This is a genomic window from Bacillus hominis (assembly GCF_018332515.1).
Classification (GTDB): domain Bacteria; phylum Bacillota; class Bacilli; order Bacillales; family Bacillaceae_G; genus Bacillus_A; species Bacillus_A hominis.
This window is the reverse complement of the sequence record NZ_BOQD01000278.1, coordinates 1-2,307: the sequence shown is the minus strand read 5'-3', so window position 1 is coordinate 2,307 and position 2,307 is coordinate 1. Positions and strand designations below refer to the sequence as shown.

General features: G+C 34.9%; 3 protein-coding genes. 2 read left to right on the top strand and 1 reads right to left on the bottom strand.

The genetic code is table 11. From position 1 onward, the window contains the following. The first annotated feature begins 247 nt into the window (after positions 1-247). On the top strand, positions 248-559 hold the full coding sequence (locus KI356_RS22245; protein WP_000637510.1) for a YbjQ family protein: 312 nt from the start codon (positions 248-250) through the stop codon (positions 557-559). A gap of 51 nt (positions 560-610) precedes the next feature. On the opposite strand, the gene KI356_RS22240 is transcribed toward KI356_RS22245, so the two are convergent. Continuing rightward, positions 611-1,603 (bottom strand): zinc-dependent alcohol dehydrogenase family protein, encoded by a 993-nt coding sequence (locus KI356_RS22240; protein WP_212936481.1) that lies wholly within the window; start codon positions 1,601-1,603, stop codon positions 611-613. Positions 1,604-1,993: 390 nt separating this feature from the next. Between KI356_RS22240 and KI356_RS22235 the strand changes: the two genes are divergently transcribed. Then, the coding region (locus tag KI356_RS22235) for a DUF4352 domain-containing protein (protein WP_212936480.1) at positions 1,994-2,307 on the top strand (314 nt) is incomplete at its 3' end.

Sequence of the window (2,307 nt, the reverse complement as noted above, 5' to 3'; positions counted from 1 at the left end):
AAGATAGAACACTTAGAGCACATATATAAGTTATTTTTTTCATTTTATCTCCTCCTCTAATTTAATTATAACAATATTCTGTTAATTTAGGTAGTTATTGTAAGAGGAAGATAAAATAATATTTCACCCTTACAAAATTGTCACATTCATGTAAGGTAATTCAATAGATTCGCTACTTTTTCCGTGTCATAATAAAGACATAAGAAAGCTAATCAAAAAACTATAAGTTAGTAGGAGAGTGTCAGTCATGATTGTAACAACAACGTCTGGAATCCAAGGTAAAGAAATTATTGAGTATATTGATATTGTAAATGGTGAAGCTATTATGGGTGCAAATATTGTTCGTGATTTATTTGCTTCAGTTCGTGATGTTGTCGGTGGTCGTGCTGGTTCTTATGAAAGCAAGCTAAAAGAAGCGCGTGATATTGCAATGGACGAAATGAAAGAACTTGCAAAACAAAAAGGTGCGAACGCTATCGTTGGTATTGACGTAGATTATGAAGTTGTTCGTGATGGCATGTTAATGGTTGCTGTAAGTGGTACAGCTGTACGTATATAATTAAATAAAAAACAGGCTCACCCCTCGAAGCTTATGCTTTGAGGGGCTTTTTTAATAACTCGTCAAAAACACTTTCCCTTTCGTTTTCTCAGCAGACTGCACAACATCAACCGCTGTTTTCACATCCGCTAAGTCATACGTAGAATGGACTTTCATAAAACGTAGTTGCTTATTTTCTACTAAGCGGATTAAGTGACGAAACGTTTCTTGCCATTTATATGCGGACATTTCACTATTCCAATGTCGTAAATGAAATATGTTAGCGTGCACTTTTGCTTTAGTGACAATCTCTGCCCAGTTTACTTGTATTCCTGATAGAAGGCCTATAGTTAAAAAGTACCCATTTGGACGTAAGCAAAATGCTAATTCATTTCCATCCGGTCCCCCAATAGAATCAATCGCAGCATCTGCACCTATCCCGTCTGTTAATTCCATCACTGTTTCATAAAGCGGGGTAGTGGAAGTATCTATTACATATTTGGCACCGAGGCGAAGTAATTCCTCTGTATGCTTATTATTTCTTGTCACTGCAATTAATCGGAAGTTTAAAATTTGTGATAACTGAGCAAAAAGATGACCAATAGCGGATCCACAAGCATTTACTAATAAAACATCATTCGGTTTTAAGTTTAGAGTTTCTGTGCATGTGACCCACGCCGTAAGGGGATTAATATACATTTGTGATGCTGTAAAATCATCAATTGAATCAGGAATAGGGATTACGAAGTCAGCTGATGTTGTAACAAAATCTTGCCAAGTACCTTCTCCGCGTAATGGCAAAACGCGTTTGCCGATAAGGTCTTTAGAAACGAAATTTCCTACATCTTCTACAATACCAACGCCTTCATAACCAGGTATGTTAGGTAAAGGGATTCTATGTGCATATGCTCCGGTTACTGGAATTAAGTCAGATGGATTAATCGGTCTGACTAGCATACGAACTAAAACGTCATTATCTTTTAGTGGTTCTATATTTTTATATTCAACCTGTAACACATCTTTCGGATTGCCAAACTCATGAAATTGAATGTATTTTCCAAGCAAAATAATTGTTCCCCCTTAGTGTAGTTAGATTTATTATAACATTTTTAGCTTGTGCGCTTATTGCATTAGTACTAGATAGAAGGGAACAGAAAGGTGCTATGTATACATTTGATGGAATTGTGAGAGAGAAGTTTTAAATAAGGGGAAGTGGGTAGAAAAATATAGTTATAGAAGGTAATTAATAGATTTTCTTTCCAAATAAGTATTTGTTATTCCATATAAAGACGAAAAGGAGGGAATAACCCCTGAAATTCCGTTTTCTAACGATATTTTGGGAAAAATTCTCTTTTATTTTTTATTTTCATTCGACAAAATACGACACTAATAAGACAGGTCATCTGATATGATGAGTTTCTAAATCTTACATATTATCATTGGAGGAAATATTTAATGGGTAAAATTTTCAAGTTTGGGTGTTTAGGATTAATCGGTTTAATCGTACTAGGTATCATTGGATCTGCATTAGGTGGCGGAGATGATCAAAAAGAAAAATCTTCTACAGAGTCAAAACAAGAAACTAGTGCTCCAGCTACTAAAGAAGAACCTAAAAAAGAACTTTCTAAAGAAGGTGAGTCTTCTAAAGTTAAAATCGCTGTAGGATCTGTTGAATCAGTAGATTCTGTAGGTGGCGAATATTTAAAAGAAAAAGCACAAGGTGTGTTTAAAGTAGTTGAAGTTACAGTTACAAACAATCAAAAAGATGC